A 26,053-nucleotide genomic window follows, 5' to 3' on the forward strand; every position below is an offset into this window, starting at 1 on the left:
CGTGAACAAAGCTCAACCGTCCCTGTTAAACCCAACGATCCGCCGGCAATCCCTCGGTCTGGGGTTGCTGGCGTTGTTGCTGTTTATCGCCGGCAGCTGGCACCAGGCGATTATCGGCTTCGACTCCCGCTTCGTGCTGTTCGCCCAGGAGATGCTGCGCCATGGTCCGGGCTTTTTCCCCACCACGTACGGGCAGCCCTATGCGGATTACCTGGCGACCTCGACGCTGTTGACGTGGCTGCTGTCATTGCCTACCGGCCAGGTCACCAGCCTCACGGCCTGGTTGCCCACGGCGATAGCGTCGGCGGTGATCGTCATCCTGGTGTACCGCCTCACGGCACCCTACTCCCAGCGCTGGGGCCTGCTGAGCATCGCGCTGTTGTTGCTGAGCAGTACCTTTATCAGCGAAACCCGCTCCGTGTCCCTCGACCAGATGCTGGCCGCAATCGCTTTGGCGGTGTTCTACCTGGGCTATGCCCATGACCACTTCGGCGCGGGTAAACGCCTGCCCTGGTTGTTCCTCCTGCTGATCGTCGGTTTTGCGGTGCGTGGGCCGATTGGCCTGGTCATTCCGACCGGCGTGCTGTGCAGCTATTACCTGATCAACCGGCAATGGCGCCAGCTGTTCAGCTTCGGCTTGATCGCGCTGGCGCTGCTGGTGGCCTGTGTTGGGCTGTTGCTGTTGATGGCCAAGCTGAGCGGCGGCGAGGCGTTCATGCAGGACGTGATCCGCATGCAGTTCCTTGGCCGGATGGATGGCAGCGAGGGCTCCAGCGGTGTGCTGTATTACTTCACCAGTTCCCTGGGCAACTACGCCATGGCGTATCCGCTGGCCGTGCTGGTGCTGCTGGCGATGGTAATCAGCGGGCGGCGTGCGCCGGGGCCGGCGTTGCAACTGGTGTGGTACTGCGCGGCGGCCGGGTTGCTGGTCATACTGGGGCTGTCGATTCCCCAATCGAAAAAGGCACGCTACGTGCTGCCGATGTTACCCATGGCGGCGATCATTGCCGCGTATCCGTTCCAGGTGGCACACGGGCGGCTCTTTGCCTGGTTGCGCGGGCTGATGCTGGGCATCTGGACCCTGTTGCCGACCCTGTTGATCGCCGGCCTGCTGATTGCGCGGCCGCGTTACCCGGAGCAATTGAGTCATTTGGGGTGGGTGTTCGGTGTGCTCGGGGTGCTGCAGGTCTTGGCAGTGCTGGCGCTGTTCAAGTCGCAGGTGCGCCTGGTCGGGCCTGCTTTTGCGGCCGTGTTGGCGGTGTGGGGCACTTATATCTTCGTGGTCGAACCCCTGGAGCGCAGTGTCTACGACACCCGCACCTTTACCTTGGAGGTGCACGAGCACGTCATGCAAGAACGGGCGCCGGTGGTGCTGCATGGGTTGGGCAAAGACGCCAAGGCGATCAAATACATGGTCAACCTCGATTGCGACCAGGTCCCGTTGTTTACCCAGAAGGCGGCTGACCTCAAGCCCCTTCAGGGACCCGCCTGGCTGGTGATGAGCGAAGCCGATTATGAAGGCTTGCAGGACCCGCGCTTTCGCTCCATCACCCCGACCCTGGCCGGGGAGTTTGACCGTAACCCTTACGTGCTGCTGCACTTGGCCAAAACCCCGCAACCTTGAGCCCTGTGCCGGCGCTGCCGGCACGGAAAACTCCTACACAGCTTTACGTAATGACTGGTGCCATTTCGCTTTCCTGCGCTTAAAACCGGGCTGTAAACTCGCCCCGGTGCGGTATTCACGTACCGCCACAGGTGATGGGTTACAACAAGGACGTTGAAGGAGAATGCCGTGCCAGATGATGTATCGCTTGATTCCCCGGTTCTCTCGCGCAGTGATCAGGTGCATATCGGATACCTGCCCATGCCCTCGCTCGATCGGTTGATGGGGTTGCGCGATGCCCTGGTGGCGTTGAAAGGGCCATTGGCCAGTGAGCCTGGGCTACAGGAAGACCTGCAGCGACGCTTCTTGGACGAACACGTCAATAACCGCGTGCTGGGTAAGGTTCGCTGCTTGCCCTCCGGTTAAACCACCCCACAGTTCATTAATTTTGCATTCAACTATCATTAATATGCATTGGCACGACGTTATCAAGGCGGGCACACTGCACGTGTTCCTTCCCCCAAATGTAGGAACTTTCAAAGGGCTTTTCCGGGCAACCAGACAAGCCTTTTTTTTGCCCGCTGTTTATGGATCCCCCTCAATGCTCGCTCGCTGGTTCCCCGCTGCTATCAACACCCGTCCGACTGAATGGAGCCGTGCCGCCATTGGTATGGCCCTGGGCACGCTATTCAGTGTCTGGTTGTGCTCCCACGTCTTTGGCATGGACGTGGCCCTGCACCTGCTCGGCCCCCTCGGCGCTTCGGCGGTGTTGTTGTTCGCCGTGTCATCCGGTGCCTTGGCGCAGCCTTGGTCGATCATCGGCGGCTACCTGTGCGCGGGCGTCGTGGCATTGCTGGTGAACCGCGTGCTTGGCCCGTCCCTGGGCAGCGCGTGCCTGGCGGCGGGCATGACAGTGGTGCTGATGTGCTGGTTGCGCTGCCTGCACCCGCCGGCCGGTGGCCTGGCCATGACGCTGGTCCTGGCCGACCCCGCCTCCGCCGCCCTGGGCTGGTACGAGCTGGGCGCGGTGCTGCTTGGTGCCGGTGCCCTGCTGAGCTGCGCCCTGGCTTACAACAACGCCACGCGCATGCGCTATCCCAAAGGCGCAGCGGAATCACCGGCGCCAACCCTGGCCCCCACGGCCGCAGTAGACCCTGCAATCACCGCCGCCGATCTGAAACTGGCGCTGGCACAAATGGAGCAGTTCTACGACGTGGCGCCCACCGAGTTGGAGCAATTGATCCACGCGGCGCAAACTCATGCCCGGCGCCGTAGTATTGGTGAAGTGCTGGCCAGTCGGGTGCCCTGAGGCCCTCACCTACTCCTGCATAAATGCAAAAACGACCTGCATGATTGAAGGTTGTACTGGGCAAATTTGCACTGGTACGATCGCGAGAGGGTTCGTTCGCGAACATCTTGATAAAGAACAATAAAAGCAGGGAGTTATCGATGACTGCTCAGGTTACAACCGAAGCAAGCCACGCCGGAACACTTCAGGACGAAGTCCTCGCCGAGGTCCGTAACCATATCGGCCACCTCACCCTCAATCGCCCCGCCGGCTTGAATGCCATTACCCTGCAGATGGTCCGCAGCCTGACTGCCCAGTTGCAGGCCTGGGCCGAGGACCCGCAGGTGTACGCCGTGGTGCTGCGCGGCGCCGGCGAGAAAGCCTTTTGTGCCGGCGGCGATATCCGCTCGCTGTATGACAGCTTCAAAAACGGCGACACCCTGCACCAGGACTTCTTCGTCGAGGAATACGCGCTGGACCTGGCCATCCACCATTACCGCAAGCCGGTCCTGGCACTGATGGACGGGTTTGTCCTGGGCGGCGGCATGGGGCTGGTGCAAGGCGCCGATCTGCGTGTAGTGACCGAGCGCAGCCGCCTGGCGATGCCGGAAGTGGCCATCGGTTATTTTCCCGATGTGGGCGGCAGCTACTTCCTGCCGCGTATTCCCGGCGAACTGGGGATTTACCTGGGCGTGACCGGGGTGCAGATCCGCGCCGCCGATGCGTTGTATTGCGGGCTGGCTGACTGGTACCTCGACAGCCACAAGCTCGTCGACCTCGACCAGAAACTTGATGGCCTGCAATGGCACGACTCGCCGCTCAAGGACCTGCAAGGCGTGCTCGCCAAGCTTGCGGTGCAACAATTGCCCGATGCGCCGCTGGCTGCCTTGCGCCCTGCCATCGACCACTTCTTCGCGCTGCCGGATGTACCGAGCATCGTCGAGCAATTGCAGCAAGTCACCGTCGCCGACAGCCACGAATGGGCCCTGAGCACCGCCAGCCTCATGCAAACGCGCTCGCCGCTGGCCATGGCCGTGACCCTGGAGATGCTGCGCCGTGGCCGCCGTCTACCGCTGGAACAGTGTTTTGCCCTGGAGCTGCACCTGGACCGCCAATGGTTCGAACGCGGTGACCTGATCGAAGGTGTCCGCGCGCTGATTATCGATAAAGACAAGAGCCCGCGCTGGAACCCGCCGACCCTGCATGGGCTGGCCCTCAGCCATGTGGAGAGCTTCTTTCATCACTTCGAGAAGGTTGCGAGATAAGCCATGCAAGACATTGAATACACAGAAGAACAAGTGATGATCCGCGACATGGCACGTGACTTCGCCCGTGGAGAAATCGCGCCCCACGCCCAAGCCTGGGAAAAAGCCGGCTGGATCGATGACGCCCTGGTGGCGAAGATGGGTGAACTGGGCCTGCTGGGCATGGTGGTGCCGGAAGAATGGGGCGGCACCTACGTCGATTACGTCGCCTATGCCCTCGCCGTGGAAGAAATTTCCGCCGGTGACGGGGCCACGGGCGCACTGATGAGTATCCATAATTCAGTGGGTTGCGGGCCAATCCTCAACTACGGCTCAGATGAACAAAAACAAACCTGGTTGGCAGACCTCGCCAGCGGCCAAGCAATCGGCTCCTTTTGCCTGACCGAACCCCAGGCCGGCTCCGAAGCGCATAACCTGCGCACCCGCGCCGAATTGCGCGACGGCCAGTGGGTACTCAATGGTGCCAAGCAGTTCGTCAGCAATGGCAAGCGCGCCAAACTGGCCATCGTGTTTGCCGTCACCGACCCTGACCTGGGCAAGAAAGGCATTTCCGCGTTTCTGGTGCCCACGGCCACGCCGGGGTTTGTGGTGGATCGCACCGAACACAAGATGGGCATCCGCGCCTCGGACACCTGCGCGGTGACGTTGAACCAGTGCACCGTGCCCGAGGCCAACCTGCTGGGTGAACGTGGCAAGGGCCTGGCAATTGCGCTGTCCAACCTCGAAGGCGGCCGCATCGGCATTGCCGCCCAGGCATTGGGCATCGCCCGTGCAGCGTTTGAAGCGGCGCTGGTCTATGCCCGTGATCGTGTGCAGTTCAACCAGGCGATCATCGAACACCAAAGCGTGGCCAACCTGCTGGCCGACATGCAAACCCAACTGAATGCCGCGCGCTTGCTGATCCTGCACGCCGCGCGACTGCGCAGTGCCGGCAAGCCGTGCTTGTCGGAAGCGTCCCAGGCCAAGCTGTTTGCCTCGGAAATGGCCGAGAAGGTTTGCTCGTCGGCGATGCAGATTCACGGCGGGTATGGGTATCTGGAGGATTACCCGGTGGAGCGTTACTACCGGGATGCGCGGATCACGCAAATCTACGAAGGGACCAGCGAGATTCAGCGGATGGTGATTGCCAGGGAGCTCAAGCACTACCAGCTTTAATTGACACAGTGCAAAATCAATGTGGGAGCGGGCTTGCTCGCGAAGGCAGTGGATCAGTGATGAAGATGTCGACTGAAACACCGCCTTCGCGAGCAAGCCCGCTCCCACATTTGAGCTCTAGTGTTCACACAACCGCGTTACTTATCCTTGAACTCGGGGGCGCGCTTGGCGACGAAGGCGGCCATGCCTTCTTTTTGATCCTGGGTGGCGAACGCTGCATGGAACACGCGGCGCTCAAAGCGCACGCCTTCCGACAGGCTGACTTCGAAGGCGCGGTTTACGCTTTCCTTGACCATCATGCTGATGGGCACCGATTTGCCGGCGATCAGGGCCGCGACTTTCAAGGCTTCTTCCAACAACTCATCGGCCGGCACGATACGCGCGACGATGCCGCAGCGCTCCGCTTCCACCGCGTCGATAAAGCGCCCGGTCAGGCACATTTCCATGGCCTTGGCCTTGCCCACTGCGCGGGTCAGGCGCTGGGTGCCACCCATGCCTGGCAGGACGCCGAGGTTGATTTCCGGCTGGCCGAACTTGGCGTTGTCACCGGCCAGGATGAAGTCGCACATCAATGCCAGCTCACAACCGCCGCCCAAGGCGAAGCCGTTGACGGCGGCAATGATCGGCTTGCGGCGGTTGGCCACGCGGTCACTGTCGCTGAACAGGTCGTCGAGGTAGATCTGCGGGTAGGTCAGCTCGGCCATTTCCTTGATGTCGGCGCCGGCGGCGAAGGCTTTTTTCGAGCCGGTCAGCACGATGCAGCCGATTTCAGGGTTGGCTTCCAGGCTGTCCAATGCCTGATTCAACTCACTGACCAGTTGCGCGTTCAGGGCGTTCAAGGCTTGCGGGCGATTGAGGGTAATCAACCCGACACGGCCCTGCACGTCGAGCAAAATGGTGTCGTAACTCATGTATCGGCTCCTTAGAGATTGCGTGAGATGACCATGCGCTGGATATCGCTGGTGCCTTCGTAAATCTGGCAGACCCGCACGTCGCGGTAGATCCGCTCCAGGGGAAAGTCGTTCAGGTAACCGTAACCGCCGAGGGTTTGCAAGGCGGCCGAACAGACTTTCTCGGCCATTTCCGAGGCAAACAGCTTGGCCATCGAGGCTTCCACCAGCGCCGGCTTGCCGCTGTCGCGCAGGGCGGCGGCGTAATGCACCATCTGCCGGGCGACCGCGATTTGCGTGGCCATGTCGGCCAGGCGGAAGGCCACGGCCTGGTGCTCGATGATAGGTTTACCGAAGCTTTCGCGTTCGCGGGCATAGTCGCGGGCCGCTTCGAAAGCGGCGCGGGCCATGCCCACCGCTTGCGAGGCGATGCCCACGCGGCCGCCTTCGAGGTTGGCCAAGGCGATCTTGTAGCCTTCGCCCTCCTCCCCCAGCCGATTGGCGACGGGTACCTTCACGTCTTCAAACAGCAACTGACAGGTGTCCGACGCATGCTGGCCGAGTTTGTCCTCGACCCGCGCCACGCTGTAGCCCGGCGAGTCGGTCGGCACGATAAACGCGCTGATCCCGCGCTTGCCCGCTGCAGGGTCGGTCACGGCAAACACAATCACAATCCCGGCGTTCTGCCCGGAGGTGATGAATTGTTTGCAGCCGTTCAACACGTAATGGTCGCCTTCCAGGCGCGCGCGGGTTTTCAGGCTGCTGGCATCGGAGCCGGCCTGGGGTTCGGTGAGCGCGAAGGCGCCGAGCATGGCGCCGCTGGCCAGGGGCTTGAGGAAGTGCTCTTTCTGGTGGTCGCTGCCGAACGTGAGAATCGGCACGCAACCCACCGAGTTGTGTACGCTCATGATGGTCGAGCACGCACCGTCACCGGCGGCGATTTCTTCCAGGGCCATGGCGTAGGCCAGGTAACCGGTGTCGCAACCACCCCACTGTTCCGGCACCAGCATGCCGAAAAAGCCCAGCTCGGCCATTTCACCGATGGCTTCCTTGGGGAAGCGGTGCTCGCGGTCCCATTCGGCGGCAAAGGGCTTCAGGCGCTCCTGGGCAAATTGCCGGGCCGCGTCGCTGATTTGCAGTTGTTCGTCATTGGGCAGCATCTGGGCTCCTTAATACAGGCATTCGACGGCCATGGCCGTGGCTTCACCACCGCCGATGCAAATCGCGGCGACACCCCGCTTGAGGCCTTTCTGGCGCAGGGCCGAGAGCAGGGTCACCAGGATCCGCGCACCGGAGGCGCCGATCGGATGACCCAGCGCGCAGGCACCGCCATGGACATTGACCTTGGCATGAGGGATTTCCAGCTTGCTCATGGTGACCAGGCTGACCACGGCAAAGGCTTCGTTGATCTCGAACAGGTCGACCTCGCCCAGGTTCCAGCCGGTCTTGGTCATCAGTTTGCGAATCGCACCCACTGGCGCCACCGGGAACAGCCCCGGTTCATCGGCAAACGCGGCATGCCCATGGATAACCGCCAAGGGTTTGAGGCCACGTTTTTGCGCCTCGGACTGACGCATCAGCAGCAAGGCCGCCGCGCCGTCGGAAATCGAGCTGGAGTTGGCGGCGGTTACAGTGCCACCTTCGCGGAAGGCCGGCTTCAGGCTGCTGATCTTGTCGAGCTTGGCCTTGGGCGGCTGTTCGTCATGCTGGATGGTTTTTTGCTCTTTGCCCACGGTGACCTGCACCGGCACGATTTCCGCGGCAAAGCTGCCATGGGTGATCGCCTCTTGCGCACGGGTCAACGAAGCGATGGCGAAGGCGTCCTGGGCTTCACGGCTAAAGCCGTTATGCAGGGCGCAGTCCTCGGCAAAGGTGCCCATCAGGCGGCCTTTGTCGTAGGCGTCTTCCAGACCGTCGAGGAACATGTGATCGAGCACCTTGCCGTGGCCCATGCGGTAACCGCTGCGTGCGCGGTCCAGCAGGTACGGAGCGTTGGACATGCTTTCCATGCCCCCGGCGATCACCACGTCGACGCTGCCGGCCAACAGCGAGTCATGGGCCAGGATGGTCGCTTCCATGCCCGAGCCACACATCTTATTGAGGGTGGTGCAACGCGTGGATTTGTCCAGCCCCGCGCCCAAGGCCGCCTGGCGCGCCGGCGCCTGGCCGAGGCCGGCGGGCAGCACGCAGCCAAACAGCACTTCATCCACGGCGTCAGTAGCGATGCCGGCACGCTCGACGGCGGCGCGAATCGCGGCAGAGCCCAGTTGCGGCGCGGTCAGGCCCTTGAGGTCGCCCTGGAACCCGCCCATGGGCGTGCGCACCGCGCTGACAATTACGATTGGATCAGTCATGGGTCATCCTCCTTACTTGGCCGCCATGCGCAAGGCACCGTCGAGACGGATCACCTCGCCGTTGAGCATGCTGTTTTCAATGATGTGCCGCACCAGTGCGGCGTATTCGGCAGGTTTGCCCAGGCGCTGCGGAAATGGCACGCCGGTGGCCAGGGCGTCGCGCACTTGCGGGGTCATGCCGGCCATCATCGGCGTTTCGAAAATACCCGGGGCGATGGTCATCACACGGATACCAAAGCGGGCCAGCTCGCGCGCGGCCGGCAGTGTGAGGCTGGCGATGGCGCCCTTGGACGCGGAATACGCTGCCTGGCCAATCTGCCCGTCGAACGCCGCCACCGAGGCGGTGTTGATGATCACGCCGCGCTCGCCGTCGGCATTTGCCTCGGTCTCGGCGATGGCAGCGGCCGCCAGGCGCAACAGGTTGAAGCTGCCGATCAGGTTGACATTGATCACCTGGGCAAAGCTCGCCAGAGCGTGAGGGCCGTTCTTGCCGAGGATTTTCTCGCCACGCACCACGCCGGCACAATTGACCAGCCCGTGCAGGCCGCCAAAAGCTGCGACCGTGGCCTGCACAGCGGCTTCGGCAGCGGCTTCCTGGCTGATATCCGCGACGGCACTGCGCGCGTTGTCGCCCAGCTGCCTGGCCTTGGCGGCCACGGCCTCGGCATTCAGGTCGACCAGCATCACCTTGGCGCCGGCGGCGATCAGCATCTCGGCAGTCGCCGCGCCGAGGCCCGATGCGCCACCGCTGACCAGGAAAATCTTGTTTTCAATCTGCATTGTTGTTCCCTTGAACGGTCCGAATCGTCGAAATAGTCGCCCCGCAGCGCGGTAGCGGCAATGGTCAAAGCCTTCAACCTGCCTGACTGTTTTGGCCAGTCATCGACCTCGCCGATCAACCGGTCAGCCCAAGCGATTGGACGCCAGCGATACTTGCTCCTAACCTGAGCGGCTGCACCCCCCAAGAAGCCTGCCCCTGAATGATAGTCCGCCCCAAACCCAACCTCCTGGGTATCCTGTTTTCCCTCAAGGGCTCGATCGCCAAACGCATTGCCCTGCGCAGCCTGCTGGTGACCTTGTTGGCCTCAGTGATCGTGCTGGTGGAAACCCTGCACCCGGCGTATTTCTCCAAGGTCAACGCCACGCCGTTCACCTTGCTTGGGTTGTCGTTGTCGATCTTTATGAGCTTTCGCAACAACGCCTGCTATGACCGATGGTGGGAAGGTCGCAAGCAATTGGGGCAGATGGTCATCGATGTTCGCTCGCTCATCCGCGAAACCCAGGTGCTTGGCGACCCGGTCGAACGCGCGAGCCTTTTGCGCAGCCTGTGCGGCTTCGCCCACGGCCTGATCGCGCGTTTGCGCCATGAAGATGAAGCCCAGGCGATAACGCCCTGGAGTACCTTCCAGGCCAATCACCCCAACCTTCCCGACAACCTGCTGCAACGGGTGGGCGCCAGGTTTTCCGAACTGGCCGGGCAAGGCGTGATCAGCGAATGGCGCTACACTCAGCTGGAAGCGCGGTTAGTCAGCCTCAGCCAAGTGCAGGCCTCCTGCGAGCGGATCAAGAGCACGCCACTGCCCTTCCCCTACACCCTGCTGCTGCACCGCACCATTTACCTGTTCTGCATCCTGCTGCCGTTTGCCATGGCCGAGCCGCTGGGCTGGTTGACGCCAGTGTTTACCGCCATCGTCAGCTACACGTTCTTCGGCCTCGATGAAATCGGCGATGACCTTGAGGACCCGTTCGGTTTCGACGAGAACGACCTGCCCTGCAATGCCATCCTGCGTACCCTGGAACGCGAGGTCTTGGCGGCCCTCGGCGCAACCGACCTGCCGCCGCCCCTCGAGCCGGTGGAGTACGTGCTCACCTGACGCGGGTTTGACACCTGCCGTGGTCTGGCCGAAGCTGATGGCTTTGTATTAGCTGCCCAAGCTTTCGGACGCCTGCATGTCAAAGTCACGCCGTTACTCCCTCATCGGCCTGTGCGCCCTGTTGTTTATCGTATTGATCACCTGGTATTTCTCCCGCACCACCCCGGTGGCCGTAGCGCCCGCCATTGCCCATGGCTATTCGAAAGCCTTGAAACAGGCGCGTAACGGTGAGCCCGGCGCAGCGCGCGTGCTGTATCAGCAACTGGGCCGGCCGGACCTGTCGCCCGAGCGCCGCGCGGCGTTGCATGCCGAATTGCCCAACTACCCCAGCCCCCAGGCGTTGAAGCTGGCGGACAAAGACTTGGCCAGCGACTCACCGCGGGTGCGTGAAGCGGCCATCCACAGCATTGTCGGCCTGGTGCCGACCGGCCAGCGCACGCTGCTGCTCGGCCCGGTGCTGGATGACCCCGAGCAGGAGGTCCGCTTTGCCGCCGCCAATGCCTTGCTTGGCTTGTCTCCCGATACCCTGGGCCTGTACTTCGGGCCGTTGCAGCAAGTACTGGATGAGTTCGTGAAAAAGCTCAAGGCCCAGCCTGAAACCGCAGAAGGCTGGATTCAACTGGCGCGCCTGTACATCCACAGCGCCCTGTTGCCAGACGCACAAAACGCCCTGGAACAGGCCATGCGCCTGCAACCGGACAACCTGCAAGCCGTCGTCTCGCAGATCGAACTGCTGGACAAACAGGGCAAGACCGACGAGTCCCGCCAACTGCTGGCGCGCCAACTGGCCGCGCACCCCGAGTCGGCCTACCTGCAACACGCCCTGGGCATGTGGCTGTTGCACCATGGCGAACGTCCGTACGCGCTGCTTGGCCTGTCCAAGGCGGTGGAGCTGGAGCCGGACAACCAGGATTATCGCTACGACCTGGCCACGACCCTGCACGCCCAGCAGGAATTGGAAGCCGCCCAGCGCCAACTCGAAGACATCATCCAGCGCCACCCGGCCAACCGAAAGGCGCGGGTATTGCTGGTCAATTACTGGAAAGAAAGCGGCCAGTTGCAGAACGTTCAGGTGCTATTGGCGCAACTTGAACAGCAGAACCCGGACGATCCCGCCTTACAGCAAGGCTTGTAGGCGGGCTTACAATTTTTTGTAAAACGCGGTCCAGGCCTCATTTCTCCCGCAACAGGTTGAACCGCCGCAAACCGCTACGGTCAAGAGAACATGGCGCGTCCTAATGGGCGTGCATCCTCTACTCGTATGTGACCTGAGGGCACTTCTTGTCTACATCCACAGCGCAATTATCCGAAAAAGCGGCCACTGGCATTGAAGGTCTTGATGACATTCTTGCTGGCGGACTCTCGCGCAGCCACCTGTTCCTACTGGAAGGTGAGCCCGGCACCGGCAAGACCACGGTCGCCCTGCACTTTCTGCAAGCAGGGGCCAGGAACGGCGAGCGATCGCTGTACATCACCCTGTCGGAAACCGAACGCGAATTGCGACAAGGCGCCAAGTCCCACGGCTGGGACCTGGATGAAAACATTCATATCTTCGAACTGACGCCACCCGAAAGCCTGCTCAACGCCGACCACCAACAAAGCCTGCTGTATTCCTCCGACTTGGAACTGGGCGAGGCCACCCGGCAGATCTTTGAAGTGGTAGAACGGGTCAAACCGACCCGCGTGGTCATCGACAGCCTCTCGGAAATCCGCCTGCTGGCCCAAAGCTCGCTGCGCTATCGCCGGCAGATCCTGGCGATCAAGCACTACTTCGTGCGCTACGACGCCACTGTCCTGTTGCTGGATGACTTGACCACCGAATCCCTCGACAAAACCGTGCACAGCGTGGCGCATGGCGTGATCCGCCTGGAAGAGCTGACGCCCAACTATGGCGCCGAGCGCCGGCGTGTGCGGGTGGTGAAGTACCGTGGCCAGAAATACCGTGGCGGTTTTCACGACTTCACCATCATGCAGGACGGCGTTCATGTGTTCCCGCGCCTGGTAGCGGCCGAGCATCGGGGCGGTTACCAGCGCGAGACCTTGAGCAGCGGCATTGCCGCGCTGGATGCACTGATGGGCGGCGGTGTCGAGACTGGCTCCAGCAGCCTCATCCTCGGCCCTGCCGGTACCGGCAAGTCGCTGATCTCGATGATCTTCGCCGCTGCCGCCGTGGCGCGGGGTGAGAAAGCAGCGCTCTTTATCTTCGATGAAGAACTGGGGCTGTTGTTCGAGCGCATGAAAAACATGGGGATCGACCTCGCGGCCCTGCAGGAAACCGGCAACCTGCTGATCGAACAGGTCGATGCCGCCGAACTGTCACCCGGTGAGTTCTCACACCGCGTGCGCCGTTGCGTGGACGAGCGTGGCATCAAGACAGTGGTGATCGACAGCATCAACGGCTACCAAGCCGCCATGCCCGAAGAAAACGCGCTGATCCTGCACATGCACGAGTTGCTGCTGTACCTGAATCGGCGCGGCGCGGCGACGTTCATGACGGTGGCGCAACACGGCCTGGTCGGCGATATGCAGGCCCCCGTCGATATCACTTACCTGGCGGATACGGTCATTCTGCTGCGCTACTTCGAAGCGCTGGGCAAGGTGCGCCGCGCCATCTCGATCATCAAGAAACGGACCGGTACCCACGAAGCCACGATTCGTGAATACCGCATCGGCAGCAAGGGCATGACGGTGGGCGAGCCGCTGGATAACTTCCAGGGCGTACTGCGCGGCATCCCGACCTACATGGGCGCCGGCTCCCCCTTGCTCAAGGATGAGGGCGTGTGACGGGCCTACTTCCAGTCTCCGAGCGGGCGATCGTACTGGCACCGATGGGCCGCGATGGCTCGTTGGCGCTGATGATGCTCAACGAAGCCGGGTATGCCGGCATCGTCGCCAGCAACCTGGAGGCATTGTGCGAGGCACTCGATGATGGCGCCGGGCTGCTGATCATCGCTGCCGAGGCGCTGCGTGGTGTCAATCTGGAACCGCTGTTGGAGTACTTGCACCAGCAACCGGCCTGGTCGGACCTGCCCATCGTGTTGATGACCCATCACGGCGGCAGAGAACAGAATGGCTCATCCCATCTCAGCGGCTTGCTCGGCAACGTAACCTTCCTGGAGCGCCCCTTCCACCCGGTGACGCTGATCAGCCAGGTGAGCGCCGCCCTGCGCGGCCGCCGCCGGCAATACGACGCCCGCGACCGCCTGATCGACCTCAGCGAAAGTGAACTGCGCCTGCAACGCACCCTGGAGACGCTTGAGCAGCAGGTAGAAGAACGCACGGCGCAACTGCGCAGCAATGAAGAGGCTTTGCGCCAATCCCAGAAAATGGAAGCCGTCGGTCAGTTGACCGGCGGTATCGCCCACGACTTCAACAACATGCTCACCGGCATCATCGGCAGCCTGGAGCTGCTGCGAAGGCGTGTGTCCCGTGGCAAGTTGGACGACCTCGACAGCCTGATCGACCTGGGCGTCACCTCGGCTAACCGTGCCGCCGGCCTCACTCATCGCTTGCTGGCGTTCTCCCGCCGCCAATCGCTGGATTCCAAACCGGTTGAGATCAACCAGTTGGTCACCTCCATGGGCGAGCTGCTGCAACGCAGCATCAACGAAAGCATCAAGTTGGACATGCGCCTGAGCGATCAACTGTGGACGGCCGAGGCGGACCCCAATCAATTGGAAAGCGCCCTGCTCAACCTGGTGATCAATGCCCGGGATGCCATGCCCAATGGCGGTAGCCTGACCGTAGAAACCACCAACCGCCACCTCGACAGCGTGTTTACCGCCGCCTATGGAACCTTGAAACCGGGCGATTATGTGGAACTCAGCGTTAGCGACACCGGCTGTGGCATCCCAGAGAATGTCATGGGCCGTGTGTTCGATCCTTTCTTCACGACTAAACCCATTGGCCAGGGCACGGGCCTGGGCCTGTCGATGATCTACGGGTTTGTCCGCCAGTCCCATGGCCATGTGACCATCCACAGCGAAGTCGACAAAGGCACGACTGTCAGCCTGTTCCTGCCTCGGTTTGTCGGTGACATCGTTGCCCCCGCAACTGTCGACCCTGCGGCGCTGCCCTTTGCCAATGCGGGCGAGACCGTACTGATCGTTGAGGATGACCCTGCCGTACGCGTCCTGGTGAGCGCAGTGTTGAAGGAATTGGGGTATGGGTATGTCGAAGCCGGAGACGGCAGTTCGGCTGTGCCGATCCTCGAGTCCGACCAGCGTATCGATTTGATGATCAGCGACGTGGGGCTGCCCGGCATGAACGGACGCCAGCTGGCGGAAATTGGCAGGCAGATTCGACCTGACCTTAAAGTGCTGTTTATCACCGGCTACGCGGAACATGCGGCAGTGCGCGGTGGGTTTCTTGATCCGGGGATGCAACTGATCACCAAGCCATTTACCTTCGACCTGCTGACAGCGAAAGTGCGCGAGATGATCAAGGCCTGAAACGGGGACTCGCGCCGCAAGTCCCCTTCCCTCATTGGGTTCAATCGATTCGATCGTAGACCTGTTTCTTCATGGCTGCGTCCAGCACTTGGGGCGGATACCCGCCTTCGATCAGCTCGAATGTACCATCCGGCTTTATATCAATGCCGGACGCTGTGGCAATGACCGTTGACTGCGGCTGCCTGTTGATGATGCTCAACAGCGGCTGTTGATCGCCGAGTGTTTGTTTCAATGAACTGGCCAACCCCTGCGCGCTGCGGGCGTTATCACCGCCAACGAAGATTACCTTGCCGCCATTGGCCAACGACGCGTCCAGCTGTTTCAACAGTGGCAACATCGCTGGGTCGGCGACGCCGCCTTGCAGGTGGATCAACGTACGCTTGTGGTAGATCCCATCCTTCAGGTCGGTCAGCACCACCAATGCCGTGCAATCGCTGATTCCCCGGGTATACAGGATCGAATTGGCATCCAGGCGTTGTGCCGATTCGGTGACCGGTACATAAACCTTCTCCGGAACCAACGGTGAACCCGCGAGCAACTGCTGGCCACTCTGCGTCGTGGACGTATCAATTGGCGCCTCGTACAGCTGCTTGACGGGGCCGTCGTGCACGCTCGCTTTGCTCGTCCACCCTTCGTCATGGGTACTGACCCTGAACTCGAGCTTGTCAGGGTGGGTGCTGTAGGTGCGATAAGGGGTGGCCGGCTTTTTCTGGGTAAACAGGGCTTGCAGGCCTTCGTTCATGGCGCTTTGGGTGGGAAACGTGGCAAGGCCCAGGTTCGGGTCATAAAAAAAGAACTGCTTGTTCACGCCATCAACCTTCACGCCCGCCATCATCGCGTGACCCGGTGAACCGATCATCAGGGTCGTGGACGTGGTGGCGCGGCCCAGCTCGGCGATCAGCTCATCGTGGGATACTTGCCGCACTGGGTTGCCGGCGTGGAACACGGCCGGGGTGCTCACCTGTTTCTGTACGTCCTGCAGTGTCTTGGTAAAGGTTACAGAGGCTGGATGAGTCGGTTTTGCGGCGGCGCTGAACATGTTTTCAATCAGCGTTTGACCTTTGCCCTGCTCGAGCGCCGAGGCCATGATCTTGGAGAGCGCGGCACATTGGCCTTGGGACAGTGAATCCACCTGACTGAGGTAAAACAGCTGGGGATTGGCGGTGAATGTGCCACCCGCCGCATCAATGAGCGACTGCGCCTGCTGTACTCCACTGAAGGCATGCTGGACGGCAAGGCGCTCGCGCTGGCGTACCAGGGCGCCAACCTGCGCCGCCGTCAGGCCGTCGGTCTGTGCCAACTTCATGACCTGCTCGGCATTCAGCCGGGAGGAAAAGCCCTTGATGCTATAGGGGTCACCCGCGTTGTAGCCGTTATTGAATGCGGTGCTGGACGGCCCGTTCCTGAGCTTTTGTTCGAGCGCCCTGAAGTTTTCGCGAATGCGCCGGGACGGTTCGGACAGAGCCGGCGCGGCGCCTTGCCAGCTTTGCAATCGCTCGTCAGTGGCCCGCAATGAGGGCGTAAAGTCATCCACCGCGCGCTGTCCACCTGCGGGGCTGTAGGCGTGCCATTTTCCGTTGTGCAACACGGCAATACCCTGGACGACGTCGCCATTGACCTTATATACCCCCATCGCGGCGGCGTCGTAGGCTCGACTGGCTTTAAACACGTCATAGTGCCCCGCAGTGCCGCGTACCTGATTTATCACCGCCCTGAAGCGGTGCGCGCTTGCACGGCCCACGCTCGCGACGGCATCCTCGACGCCAGGAATCGGGCTCAACGCCCCGACAGCGCTACGCCCAAGGATCCGGCCGACACTCCAGGCCTTGGCTGCCGTGGAGCCAACACCACTGACTGCACGCGCCACCCGTCCCGCCGCCGAAGCGCCGGCAACGCCAAAGCCCAGCGTATCGAAAAACAGGTCTTGAATGCCGCCGTCGACATCGCCGCGATTGAACTTGGTAATGGCCCCATAGAGCGGGATCAGCCCGGTTATAAATTCGCGAATCTTTCGAATGGGCGGTATTTCACTTTCAAAGGTCGTCAGGCCCCTGGTCTCCCTGACGATCTTCTTTCGCACCTGATCGTACATATTGTCCCGCACCAGTTGCGCAATACGAAAGGTTCGGTCGCTGTGGTAGGTCTGGGGAACACCCGAAGTATCGCGTTGTTCGGCGAAAAGCTGCGCGTCCTCCGGCTGGGTCGACACTTTTTCTATATAACGTCGATCAGCTGGAATGTCGGCATAGGTCGTGACCGAGATCTTGTCATCATCAAGCGGCCTGGGGTGCACCTCGAATCGGTATTCGAAGGCCCGATGGCCAACCGGGAAATCTTTCTCAAGGTCAGGCCTGCGGATGATCTTGTGTTGATTGGGATTGACTTCGTAAACCCTGAACTCGTCCTCGTGTTGGGCACGGACCAGCAAAGGTTTCTGCCCGTCCGGCTGGCCACGGCGCCAATCCGGAAGAGACTTGGATTGATGGTGGATCAACTCCTCACGGTAGACCTCGACCTTGCCATATTCAATGAATTCGCGGTCCTTCAAGGGCAACTGGGTGAGCATGTACACGATGGCGTCAAACGAGCTGATTTCCAGTTGATCCAGATGCTCGTTGACCTTCGTCTCGAATTGCTGGTTGAAGTCAGGCAGGTTCAGGGTTTTCGCTTGATTGACGATCTGGGCAATGGGTACACCTGGATCGTTCGACGCCCATTGCGCGGTCACGACTCGGGGTATTGGGGCTGCGCGAAATGCGTTCCTTGGGGGAATGACTTGAGGTGCATCCAGCAACTTGCCCTCAACCGCCAGGTCCACCACGGAATAAGGCCCAGGCTCATCTTTGTCACGCGGTTTGCGGTAAATACATTTTTTTTCGTAGTCAGTATCGGCGCCAAAAGTTTCCTTGAGCCAATCCAGTGTCATCTGTTTACGATCGGGGATATCGGAACGCTTGATCACTGAGGCCCGGGACAGCCGGAGCACCTCTTCATCGAAGGCCTTGCGTATGCGCGACATCTGCGCGGGGGAATGGTCGTCAGTCGGGCTGGCAGGAAGGATGCCTCGGCAAACCGCCCAGTCGATGATTGCAAAGTCCTGGGCCTGTTGGGCAACGCGTTGATCGGCGCGCGTGACCGGTGCAATGTCATCGAACGCCATGACCTGGGCATAGCTCATTGTCGCGACACTGCCAGGCGACTGGGCCTCGATGCGCGCGACTGCCGTACATAGGCTGACCCAGCTGTGGGAGCCATAAACGACCCCGGGCGGGATATCCCTGACCAAGAACTGCGGGGCCTTGCGCGCGAGTAACAAGTGGGCCGCAGCCGGTGCCATGGCTTCGCTGGCTCGGCTGCGGGTCATGAGATGTTCGGTCAAACCGGCAACGACCGTCGAGGCGGGTTGACCCCAGAAGCGGCTGTCGTCCAGGTCAAAACCCGCCACTCGATTGCGCGGTGGCGGTTGTACGCTGCCCAGCAAGCTCTCTCGGTCGAGCGAGACTTGCAATCCCGCCAGGAGCCAATCGGTATCGCTGCCGGGCGTTGAACCCGCGTCAACCTTGGCGCGCATTACACGCCCGACCTCTTGGGCCGCCGGCGAATTGATCAATGCGCTGATCACGCGTCCGGGTTCGGCGGCCTCAGCCTCGCTCAGTCGCAGCGTGCGTGTCAGCAAACCAAACAGTTCCGAGTCAGCGGGCAGCTCCAGTGCTTGCACCGGGTGGTAGTACACCGCCAGTAGCTGCTCGTGGGACGGCGGTTGCAACCAGGACATCGCTCCGCCGTAATCACCCAATGTTTGCGTCGGGAGGGGGGCTCGTCGGACGTAGCTCAACAGGTTCTTCAACGCGTCAAAATCGGTGGGCAGGTTCCAGCCGTGATCCTGGATAAACTGTTTGAGGGTGACCTTATCCCCCGCTCCAAGCCTATTGAACTGCGCGTAGGTCGAGCTCGGTTCGACCTCCATTGTGTGGACCTGGAGGAGATTCGCGATACGCTCGTTGAACTGCTGGTCCACCTGCTCTTGCGTCATCCCCGGAGGGTTCAGGCGTTTCTGCTCCCTGAACAATGGAAGTTGCTGGTCGAGGCCTGTCAGCACCGCCTGCGTAAAATGCTCTACGTTTTTATTGTCCGGCGATACCGCCTGCCCCCTTGCCTGCAAAGACGCGTTCACAGGGGGTTGAATGGCGCGTTTGGGGCGGGAAGTGACAGCGGTTTGCAGCGCGGGCGTCGATCTCGGCGGGGTGTTCGATACAGGTTGCGCGTCCGCTGGGAGTGGCGGGCTCACGGAAAAGTCCGGTGAGCGCATATTCACAGTGATCATTTCGATTTCCGGCCTCAGATAAACTCATCGAGCCTTCAGGGCACTGAAGGCAGAAAGTGGTCGTACTGAGTGAAGAAAACGAGGGTCATGAATCCACGGAGTGCGCGTTAAAGCATGACCGGATGTATCAGGCGCAGGACATCACGCGAGTAAGCGCTGGATGTGCTCTTGTAGCGTATCCAAGTCAAACGGCTTGGCCAGGATCGGCGCGTTGCGCGTGATCGGGCTGTTGCAGTCGAGAATTTCCTGCGGGTAACCACTGATGAAGATCACTTTCAATTCCGGCCGCAACAGCAGCGCGGGCTCGGCGATCTGCACCCCGGAAATCCCGCCGGGCAAACGGTAATCGGTGACCATCAGGTCCAGGTGTGGCTTGGAGGCAAGGATTTCAAAGGCCTGCTCCCCATCGATTGCCTTCAACACCCGATAGCCCAGGCCCGCCAGGTATTCACCCAGCACAAACATAATGGATTCATCGTCCTCGACGATCAGAACGACATCTTGTGCATCTTCACTCATGGGAAGCCTTTGTCCGGTCAATTGCTGCAATTACGACCATGGGGTCACGCAGAGGTTGCGTCGAGGTGACGATTGATTTCATGTCGACGCCTGCAAGGGCAGGCACACCCGAAACAAGGCGCCCTCGCCTATCTGGCTCTCGACCTCGATAGCGCCACCGTGGGCCGCAACGATCTGCTCGGAAATGAACAGCCCCAGGCCCAGGCCCGCCGCCACTTGGCTGGCGGAAACCCGTTCGAACTGCTGGAAAATACGCTTCTGGTTGTCTTCGCTGATGCCAATGCCGTGGTCGCGCACTTCCACACGGGCTTCGCCGTGTTCGCTGTACACGCGCACCTCTACCGGGCTCTTGGCCCCGTAGCGCAGGGCATTGGTCAGCAGGTTGGTGACCACCTGCTCGATGCGGAACTCATCCCAGTTGCCTTCCACCGGCCCATCGGCCACCAGGGTCATGGTCGAGTCCGCCGCCGCGACCTGGGGCGCGAAGTTTTCCACCAGGTTGCTCACCAGTTGTGTCAGGTTAAAACGCGCCGGGCGTATTGACAGTTTGCCGGTGCGGATGCGCGATACGTCGAGCATGTCCTCAATCAGTCGGATCAGGCTCTGGATCTGGCGTTCATCGCGGTCGACCATGGCATGCATTTTGTCCAGGGTGAACGCGGCGGCGTTGTCGCGGGCCAGGTGCATCTTGCGCAGCTGGGTCTCAAGGATCAGCCCGTTGAGGGGCGTGCGCACTTCGTGGGCAACGATCGACATGAAATCGTCACGCATGCGCACGGCCTGCTCCAGCTCGGCCTGGGTGGCCTGCAGGCGTGCCAGCAGCTGTTCCTGCTCGCGACGGCTGCGCTCCAGGGCTTCGACCTGTAGCTTCATGGCCTTGCTTTGGCGGTACAGGTCGACGAACACATTGACCTTGCTCTTCACCGCGTGGATATCCAGCGGCTTGTGCAGGAAGTCCACGGCGCCGCTTTCGTAGCCCTTGAAGGCGTAATTGAGTTCGCGGCCGGCGGCGCTGACGAACACAATCGGGATGTTCTTGGTTTTTTCGGTACCGCGCATCAATTCGGCCAGCTCGAACCCGTTCATGCCGGGCATCTGCACGTCGAGAATCGCCATGGCGAACTCGTGCTCCAGCAACAGGGACAAGGCCTCGTCGGCGCTCAATGCCTTGAACACCTGGCGGTCCTCGCGCTTGATCAGCGCTTCGAGGGCCAGCAGGTTTTCCGGCAGATCGTCGACGATCAGCAGTTTGGCCTGGACAGTACTTAACATGGGGAATATTCCAGGGAAGCCAGCAATGAGCCAATGTGGCTCAACGTCAGAATGTGGTCAGGTGTATGCAGCGCCAGGGCTGCACGTGGCATGACAGCGACACGTGCTTCAGTGGGTTCTTGCACGACGGTGGTACCACCCTGCTGCTTGACGTGAGCCAGGCCGCGGGCGCCGTCATGGTTGGCACCGGTCAGCAGGATCGCCATCAAGCCTTTGCCGTAGGCATCGGCGGCGGATTCAAACAGGAAATCAATCGCCGGCCGCGAATGGTGCACCCGGTCTTCCTGGCTCAGGGACAGGCTGCGGTCTTGCTCCACCGAGAGGTGATAACCGGGGCCGGCAAAGTACAGGGTGCCGGGCTTGAGCACTTCCTTGTCCCGCGCCTCCACCACCGGCATGGCAACCCGACGGTCAAATACCTCGGCCAATTGGCTGCGGCGTTCGTCCGGCAGGTGTAATACGGTGATGATCGGCAAGCCGAAGTCTGCGGGCAATTGGCCAAATATTGTCAGCAGCGCCTCCACGCCACCGGCGGAGGCGCCGATGACGATAGCTTCTATGCCCCGGACCAATGCCGGGCTGGCAGACGCTTGGCTCATAGCTTCCGGTAGATCCGTTCCTGTTTGACCAAGGGTTCGAACTGTTTGCCGAACGCGGAGAAATCCAACGTCTCCTTGCTGCCCAGCACCAGGAAGCCGCGATGACACAGCGACTCGTGGAACAACCCAAATGCACGATCCTGCAATTTTTTATTGAAGTAAATCAATACGTTGCGACATGAAATTAACTGAGTTTCTGAGAATACACTATCGGTCGCCAAGCTGTGGTCGGCAAAGGTGACATTCTCGCGCAGCGTCTTATCGAAGATGGCGTAATCGTATGCCGCCGTGTAGTAGTCGGCAAATGAACGTTGCCCACCAGCCTGCTGATAATTGGCGGTGTAGGCGCGCACGTTCTCCAGGGAAAAGATGCCCTGCTTGGCTTTGTCCAGCGACGCCGGGTTGATGTCGGTGGCATAGATGATCGTTCGCTCCAGCAACCCCTCTTCGCGCAGCAGGATGGCCATGGAGTACACCTCCTCGCCCGTGCTGCAACCGGCGATCCAGATCTTGATCGACGGGTAGGTCTTGAGCAGCGGCACCACCTCCTGGCGGATCGCCAGGAAGTGCGACGGGTCGCGAAACATCTCGCTCACCGGGATCGTCAGGAACTGCAGCAACTGCATGAACGCGGCCGGGTCGTGCAGCACGCGCTCCTGCAAGGCGGAAATGGTCGCGCAATCAAACTGGCGCAGGGCGTGGGCCACGCGGCGCTTGACCGACGCGCCGGAGTAATCCCGGAAGTCGTAGCTGTACTTGAGGTAAATCGCCTCGATCAACAGGCGCAGCTCAATGTCGCTGCTTTTTTCCAAAAAACTTCGCTCCACTTAAATGCGTTCCATCTTCGGTAGCCATACGCGAATCAGTGAGAACAGACGATCCAGGTCGATCGGTTTGGCCAGGTAATCGTTGGAGCCGGCTGCCAGGCAGCGCTCCTGATCGTCCTTCATGGCCTTGGCCGTTACCGCGATGATCGGCAGTTTCTTCCAGCGCGGGTCCTGGCGGATCAAGGCAGTGGCCTCGTACCCGTCCATTTCCGGCATCATCACGTCCATCAGCACCAGGTCGATATCGTCGACTTCATTGAGTTTGTCGATGGCTTCACGGCCGTTACGCCCGATCACCACCACCGCGCCTTTGTGCTCCAGGGCACTGGTCAGGGCGAAGATGTTACGCACATCGTCGTCCACCAGCAGGATCTTGCGCCCCTCGAAGACTTTATCGCGGCTGCGGGCGGTCTTGAGCATCTTTTGGCGATCATGGGACAGCTGGGATTCGACTTTGTGCAGAAAGAGTGTGACTTCGTCCAGCAGGCGCTCGGGCGAGCGGGCGCCCTTGATGATGATCGAGCGCGAATACTTGCGCAGTTCGGCCTCTTCATCACGGGTCAGGTTGCGACCGGTGTAGACGATCACCGGCGGGAACGAGCAAATGTCCTCGGTGGCCATGCGCTTGAGCAGCTCGTTGCCGAGCATGTCCGGCAGCTTGAGGTCAATGATCATGCAGTCGTAGATATTGGTGCGCAGCAGGTCCAGGGCGGCCTGGGCGTAACCGACGTCGGTGATCTCGATGTCATCGTCACCGATCAGGCGGGCGATGCTGTCACGTTGCAGGTCATCGTCCTCCACCAGCAGCACGCGCTTGACCTTCTGGGTCAGCTTGGCTTCCAGGCGCGCGAACACGTCCTTGAGCTCTTCGCGGGTGGTTGGCTTTACGGCATAACCGATGGCGCCCATGTGCATGGCGGCTTCCACGCGATCTTCCACGGAAATCACGTGCACCGGGATATGCCGGGTGTTGGCGTGTTCCTTCAGGCGTTGCAGTACGGTCAGCCCGGAGTGGTCCGGCAGGCGCATGTCCAGCAGGATCGCGTCGGGAATGTACTCCTCGGCCAGGCTGTAGCCTTCGTCGGCGCCATGGGCCACCAGGCAGTTGTAGCCCAGCTCGTGGGCCAGGTCGAAGAGGATACGCGCAAAGTTCGGCTCATCCTCCACCACCAGGATGCAGCGCGTGGTGAACGGGGCCTTGTCGCGGTCGTCGGCAAAGCGTGGGATCTGGCTGGCATCGGCCACCGGCAGCGGCGACACCTTGACGGCGACCGGAACCGGTGCGGGCGCCACCACCACTTGGCGGGGCTGCTCGATCGGCGCCGCGTCTTCTTCGCGTTCTACATACTGCTCCGGCAATACCAGGGTGAAGACACTGCCCTTGCCTGGCTCGCTGGTCACACTGATATAGCCACCCAGCAGGGTCGCCAGGTCGCGGGAGATCGACAGGCCCAGGCCGGTGCCGCCATAGCGGCGGTTGGTGGTGCCGTCGGCCTGGCGGAAGGCTTCGAAAATGCTTTCCTGCTGGTCCGGGGCAATGCCGATGCCGGAGTCGCGAACCGTGAAGGCAATGCCCTCCCCTGACGCGCGGGACACCGACAAGCTGACCTCACCCTGCTCGGTGAATTTGACCGCGTTGGACAGCAAGTTCTTGAGGATCTGTTCCAGGCGCTGGCGGTCGGTGAACAGCATGGTCGGTGAGCCAGCCTGCACGTCCACCCGGAACCCCAGCTTGCGGTCGGCCGCCAGCGGCTCGAACATCCCGCGCAGGCCGTCTACCAGGCGTGCCACGCTGGAATTTTCCGGACGCACTTCGAGCTTGCCGGCCTCGACCTTGGAAATATCCAGGATGTCGTTGATCAGGTTGAGCAGGTCATTGCCAGCGGAATAGATCGACTCGGCAAACTTGACCTGCTCGGCGCTGAGGTTTTCCTGGGGGTTCTCGGCCAGCAACTTGGCCAGGATCAGCGAGCTGTTCAGCGGTGTGCGCAGCTCGTGAGACATGTTGGCGAGGAATTCGGACTTGTACTTGCTGGAGCGCTGCAACTCTTCGGCGCGGTCTACCAGCTCAAGCTGGGCCTGGTTCAGCTCAATGTTCTTGCGGTCCATGGCGTCGCGTTGCTCGGCCAGGGTCTCGGTCTGCTCGGCCAATTGTTCGTTGGTCTGCTCCAGCTCGGCCTGCTGGGTTTCCAGGTGGGCCTGGGACTCCTTGAGGATGCGCGACTGTTCTTCCAACTCTTCGTTGGCGGTCTTGAGCTCTTCCTGCTGAACTTGCAGCTCTTCGTTGAGCTGCTGGGTCTCGGCCAGCACTTCTTGCAGACGCTGGCGGTAGCGGGCGGCTTCGATCGAAGTGCCGATATTGCCGGCGATCAGTTCCAGCAGCTCTTCGTCGCGCTCTTCCAGCGGACGCAGGAAGCCCAGCTCGATCACACCATTGACACGGTCATCATCGCTGGTGGGCATGACCAGAACGCTGCGGGTCGGGCCTTCGCCCAGGCCGGAGCTGACCTTGAAGTAATCCACCGGCACATCATCCAGGCGAATCAGCCGATCCAGTTGGGCGGCTTGGCCGACGATGCCTTCGTCACTGTAAATCGCTTGCTCACGCTGTTCCTGCTCGCGGGAGAAGCCATAGGTGGCCACGCGCTTAAGGCCGCCGTGTTCTTCTCGCACGTACAGCGCGGCAACAGCCGAGCCCATGTACTGGGCAAAAAATTGCAGGATATTGCGGCCGAGCATATTAAGGGTGAGCTGGCCAAGCACTTGTTCAGCCAGTTCGGTCTGGCCATTGCGCAGCCAGGCTTGCTGCTCGAGCCGTCGCGCAATCTTCTGTTGCGACGCGAGGTTTGCGCTGTAACTCTCCGATAAAGCTAGCAAATTCTTGCGACCGATATAGGCCAGGAAGCCACTCAAGCCGAGCACGAAGGCCAAGTACAGGGTGACGCTGATCACCGTCGTGCGGGTAACTTCCTCATTACGGGTGATGCGGAACTGCTGCTCCATCGCCACCGCATCGTCGTATTCCTTGCGGATCTCATCGGTCAAGCGTTTGCCGCGGCCGGCCTTGACCGCGCTGCGGTAGTCACCGCTGGTGCGCTGCATGTCAATCATCGACTGGGCGTACTTGTTCCACTCGGCCTGCAAGCCTTCCAGGCGCTTGAGGCGGTCCACCTGCTGCGGATTGTCGGCTACCAAATCTTGCAGGTTGCGCAGGTCGGCAATGATGCGCGGCTTGGCAACCTCATACGGGTCAAGGAAATGCTCGTCGCCGGTAATAAGGAAACCGCGCATGCCGGTCTCCAGGTCGACCGTCAGCTTGGACGACTCATTGAGGTTGTTAATGACCCGGTCGGTGTGCTCCACCCACTGGATCACCGACAGCAGATAGGTGATCAAAACGACGAAAAACACCGCGCTGAGCACGCCCACACCCAAGGGCAATGCCACGTTTCGGCTTAGGAGGTTACGAAAGCTCTTTTCATCGACGGACGACGCGGGAGTCATGGGCATGCCTTGGCCAAATACGGAAAAACCGGGAGTTTGCCCCAAAGTGACAGGCAAAACCATTTTTCTAGAACGGTTTTGTACAGATTCCTACAAAGGAACAGGCTATTCTCTCTGGTCTTTTCTAT

At 61.0% G+C, this 26,053-nt stretch carries 19 protein-coding genes; 9 read left to right on the forward strand and 10 right to left on the reverse strand.

The annotated features are described in order from the left end of the window. Position 1 precedes the first annotated feature (1 nt). The 5 genes from KUA23_RS15405 (at position 2) to KUA23_RS15425 (ending at position 5,311) form a co-directional block, all read left to right on the forward strand. Positions 2-1,624 (forward strand): ArnT family glycosyltransferase, encoded by a 1,623-nt coding sequence (locus KUA23_RS15405; protein ID WP_252992338.1) that lies wholly within the window; start codon positions 2-4, stop codon positions 1,622-1,624. A gap of 240 nt (positions 1,625-1,864) precedes the next feature. Beyond that, positions 1,865-2,029, forward strand: a complete 165-nt coding sequence (locus KUA23_RS15410) for a type VI secretion system contractile sheath small subunit (RefSeq protein ID WP_157806769.1) — start codon at positions 1,865-1,867, stop codon at positions 2,027-2,029. 175 nt (positions 2,030-2,204) lie between these two features. Next, on the forward strand, positions 2,205-2,912 hold the full coding sequence (locus KUA23_RS15415; RefSeq protein WP_252992339.1) for an HPP family protein: 708 nt from the start codon (positions 2,205-2,207) through the stop codon (positions 2,910-2,912). 140 nt (positions 2,913-3,052) lie between these two features. Continuing rightward, a complete protein-coding gene (locus KUA23_RS15420) occupies positions 3,053-4,156 on the forward strand; it encodes an enoyl-CoA hydratase/isomerase family protein (protein ID WP_252992340.1) in 1,104 nt (367 codons plus the stop codon). A 3-nt stretch (positions 4,157-4,159) separates the two neighbouring features. Beyond that, positions 4,160-5,311 carry an acyl-CoA dehydrogenase family protein gene (locus KUA23_RS15425; RefSeq protein WP_252992341.1) on the forward strand — a complete coding sequence of 384 codons (1,152 nt, stop codon included), beginning with the start codon at positions 4,160-4,162 and terminating at the stop codon, positions 5,309-5,311. A gap of 137 nt (positions 5,312-5,448) precedes the next feature. Here KUA23_RS15425 and KUA23_RS15430 read toward each other — a convergent pair whose 3' ends face one another. Genes KUA23_RS15430 through KUA23_RS15445 form a run of 4 tightly spaced genes read right to left on the reverse strand, consistent with a single transcriptional unit; the run spans position 5,449 to position 9,335 of the window. Next, entirely contained in the window at positions 5,449-6,222 is a 774-nt protein-coding gene (locus KUA23_RS15430; protein WP_078048495.1) for an enoyl-CoA hydratase, read from the reverse strand. Between the two features lie 11 nt (positions 6,223-6,233). Further along, a complete protein-coding gene (locus KUA23_RS15435; protein ID WP_100490631.1) occupies positions 6,234-7,361 on the reverse strand; it encodes an acyl-CoA dehydrogenase in 1,128 nt (375 codons plus the stop codon). 9 nt (positions 7,362-7,370) lie between these two features. Then, positions 7,371-8,555, reverse strand: a complete 1,185-nt coding sequence (locus tag KUA23_RS15440) for an acetyl-CoA C-acyltransferase (RefSeq protein WP_078048497.1) — start codon at positions 8,553-8,555, stop codon at positions 7,371-7,373. Between the two features lie 12 nt (positions 8,556-8,567). Next, positions 8,568-9,335, reverse strand: coding sequence for an SDR family NAD(P)-dependent oxidoreductase (locus KUA23_RS15445; RefSeq protein ID WP_252992342.1), 768 nt, complete (start codon positions 9,333-9,335; stop codon positions 8,568-8,570). 200 nt (positions 9,336-9,535) lie between these two features. Between KUA23_RS15445 and KUA23_RS15450 the strand changes: the two genes are divergently transcribed. The 4 genes from KUA23_RS15450 to KUA23_RS15465 all read left to right on the forward strand — a co-directional run bounded on the left by KUA23_RS15450 (position 9,536) and on the right by KUA23_RS15465 (position 14,880). Then, positions 9,536-10,429 carry a bestrophin family protein gene (locus KUA23_RS15450; RefSeq protein WP_078048499.1) on the forward strand — a complete coding sequence of 298 codons (894 nt, stop codon included), beginning with the start codon at positions 9,536-9,538 and terminating at the stop codon, positions 10,427-10,429. Between the two features lie 76 nt (positions 10,430-10,505). Next, complete coding sequence (locus KUA23_RS15455) at positions 10,506-11,564, forward strand: tetratricopeptide repeat protein (RefSeq protein WP_099492078.1); 1,059 nt, start codon at positions 10,506-10,508, stop codon at positions 11,562-11,564. Positions 11,565-11,710: 146 nt separating this feature from the next. Next, the gene (locus KUA23_RS15460; protein ID WP_100490630.1) at positions 11,711-13,213 is read left to right on the forward strand and encodes an ATPase domain-containing protein; all 1,503 of its coding nucleotides are present in this window, start codon (positions 11,711-11,713) and stop codon (positions 13,211-13,213) included. Further along, the gene (locus KUA23_RS15465) at positions 13,210-14,880 is read left to right on the forward strand and encodes an ATP-binding protein (RefSeq protein ID WP_214496995.1); all 1,671 of its coding nucleotides are present in this window, start codon (positions 13,210-13,212) and stop codon (positions 14,878-14,880) included. The genes KUA23_RS15460 and KUA23_RS15465 overlap by 4 nt, the downstream gene beginning before the upstream one ends. Positions 14,881-14,920: 40 nt before the next feature. Here KUA23_RS15465 and KUA23_RS15470 read toward each other — a convergent pair whose 3' ends face one another. From KUA23_RS15470 to KUA23_RS15495, 6 genes are all read right to left on the reverse strand, one after another. Beyond that, positions 14,921-19,204: a hypothetical protein gene (locus KUA23_RS15470; protein ID WP_252992343.1), complete on the reverse strand. Its 4,284-nt coding sequence runs from the start codon at positions 19,202-19,204 to the stop codon at positions 14,921-14,923. A gap of 141 nt (positions 19,205-19,345) precedes the next feature. Next, positions 19,346-19,723 carry a response regulator gene (locus KUA23_RS15475; RefSeq protein WP_078048504.1) on the reverse strand — a complete coding sequence of 126 codons (378 nt, stop codon included), beginning with the start codon at positions 19,721-19,723 and terminating at the stop codon, positions 19,346-19,348. 78 nt (positions 19,724-19,801) lie between these two features. Continuing rightward, positions 19,802-20,995: a hybrid sensor histidine kinase/response regulator gene (locus KUA23_RS15480; protein WP_078048505.1), complete on the reverse strand. Its 1,194-nt coding sequence runs from the start codon at positions 20,993-20,995 to the stop codon at positions 19,802-19,804. After that, a complete protein-coding gene (locus tag KUA23_RS15485) occupies positions 20,989-21,594 on the reverse strand; it encodes a chemotaxis protein CheB (RefSeq protein ID WP_078048506.1) in 606 nt (201 codons plus the stop codon). Before KUA23_RS15485 ends, KUA23_RS15480 begins: the two co-directional genes overlap by 7 nt. Then, on the reverse strand, positions 21,591-22,421 hold the full coding sequence (locus KUA23_RS15490; RefSeq protein WP_371857052.1) for a CheR family methyltransferase: 831 nt from the start codon (positions 22,419-22,421) through the stop codon (positions 21,591-21,593). The genes KUA23_RS15485 and KUA23_RS15490 overlap by 4 nt, the downstream gene beginning before the upstream one ends. After that, the gene (locus KUA23_RS15495) at positions 22,422-25,925 is read right to left on the reverse strand and encodes a response regulator (protein ID WP_346356337.1); all 3,504 of its coding nucleotides are present in this window, start codon (positions 25,923-25,925) and stop codon (positions 22,422-22,424) included. Positions 25,926-26,053: the final 128 nt, after the last annotated feature.

The organism is Pseudomonas pergaminensis, assembly GCF_024112395.2.
Classification (GTDB): Bacteria; Pseudomonadota; Gammaproteobacteria; order Pseudomonadales; family Pseudomonadaceae; genus Aquipseudomonas; species Aquipseudomonas pergaminensis.